The sequence below is a fragment of the Chloroflexus sp. genome, assembly GCF_034435895.1.
GTDB lineage: Bacteria > Chloroflexota > Chloroflexia > Chloroflexales > Chloroflexaceae > Chloroflexus.
The window spans coordinates 1-2008 of the sequence record NZ_DAOTWH010000344.1; the positions used below are offsets into that span (position 1 = coordinate 1).

General features: G+C 63.5%; 1 protein-coding gene. It reads right to left on the reverse strand.

Annotated elements, in window-relative coordinates:
* Window positions 1–379: 379 nt before the first annotated feature.
* The coding region (locus tag U9R81_RS18930; protein WP_322496968.1) for a VanW family protein at window positions 380–2008 on the reverse strand (1629 nt) is incomplete at its 5' end.

Genomic DNA, 2008 nt, shown 5'->3' on the forward strand with positions numbered 1-2008 from the left:
CCCGCTTCGGGACGGCGGGCCATCATCACGAGGACGGGCAGCGCGCTCACGGCGCGCCGATCGCCCCTGTTCAGGGGGATAGATAACATCTTTCTTTTCCTTTGAGGAGTAGTATAGCATGTTGGATAACGAGTTTGGCAACGAATTGACATGGGAGTGCCACCGTGACAATTGGGGGTGAACGATTGTCATTGCGAGGGGGCGCACCCATTTGTCATTGCGAGGGGGCGCAGCCCCCGAAGCAATCTCCCCCTTCAACGGAAAGAGTCCGTTCCCGTGCTCGCGGGGGATTGCGTCGCCGCCTGCGGCGGCTGGCAATGACACGAGTATTGTATAATCTGGCACCGCACCCCTCAGCCGGCTGGGGAGCGTTTACGCCTCACCCCGTCCCGCGGACAAAGATGTTCGGCCATGGCCGGAAGCGGGTGAAGAAGAGTTCGCGCCGTTCTTGGCCGTTGGCGTCGGTAATGATGCGGTAGATCGAGATGTCGCGCCCGTTGCGGGCAACGTCGGTTTGGCGCAGGGTGCCGCGCGGCAAGGTGGGATCATCAACGTAGACCGGCTGGCTCGGCGCGCGCACTTCGTTGGCGATGATCGGCCCTTCGATGCGCACGTCGCGGTTGAGGCGGGTGCCGTACAGTTGCACTACCAACACTTGCGCTTGTTCGTCGATGCTGGTTTGCATCAATAGCCAGCGCCCGGTGTCGTTGACGAACTTCAGGTCTTGCACACCGGTGAAGATGGCGGCGTCTAGCCCTTGACCGTCACCGTTGGGGCCAAGACCAAACCGGTCGTACCAACTGATGTAGAACGAGTGGGCATGCCGTTCGGTGATCGGCAAGCCGGCCCAGAAGGCGGCGCGAAAGACGGTGGTGCTGACTTGGCAGACGCCACCGCCCCATTCGAGTTGGGTGCGGTTGCCGATGATGGCGTAGCCCTCGACGAAGCCATTTTCGGCGTTGACCTCGCCGAGCTGGCGGTTGAACGAGAACTCTTCGCCGGGAGCGATGAGGACGCCGTTCATGCGGGCAGCACCGGCGCGAATGTTGGTGATGCGGTACGGCGCTGAGCCAACGAAGCTGCTGCGCCCTTCGGCCACCAATTCGACGATGCCGAGGCTATCGAGGGTAGCAGCCGTGATCTGCGGCTCGATCCGGTCAACCGGCAACGTGAGGGTGCGGGTGATCGGTGAAGGTTGCATCAGCAGCTCGCCGATGGCAGTGACGGCCTCGGCTTGCCGCAAGCGCCGGCCCGGCTGGCCTTCGGCGACGATCTGCACCCGGCCATCGCTGAAGCGCAAGCGCGGTTCGGCGGTACCGGTATCAATACTCTGCGCTAAACCCTCGATAGCGCGCGTAAGCCGCTCGGTATCGGGTTGAACGACGAGCTGGCCGTCAACCGGTTTCACCTGCAACAGTTCGGCCAACCGTTCAGGCGGCCACACGATCCGCTGATCTTCGACGACCAATTCGATCGGGCTGCGGAGCAACTGCACCGCCATCTGCTGGGCCACCACCAAATCGGTATCGTCGATCAGCGGCGCCAGTTGGCGGGTGCGCACCGGCACCGTCTGCGGGCGGAGTTGTTGCACGGCCAGCAGCACATCGTTGGCGGTGGCATCGACGAGCAGTTGGGTGCCGGGTTGGCTCGGTTGGCCGATCACGCGCGCATCGGCCAAGCTAAGCACCGCGTCAGCGGGGAGTTGCTCGATCTGGGGCGCAATGCCGAGCAGGTACCGCTGCGTTTGGCTCAGATCAACTGCCAACCGCGGCCTGAGATCGATCCCCTCGCGCCAGAGCAGCCACAAATCGCGGGCGCGGGTGAAGGGGTCGCCGCTACGCCCCAAGGCGAAGGCGTCATTCACCAATCGCTCGATGTCAAATGTTACCCCCAACTCGGTGAGCGCCGGCTGCCAGACCCGGTCGCGGAAGGTAAGCGTGACCGGCTGCTGTTCAAAGGCGCGGTACCGCTGGCGCAGCTCGATGATCAGATCGGCGCGGCTACGCCC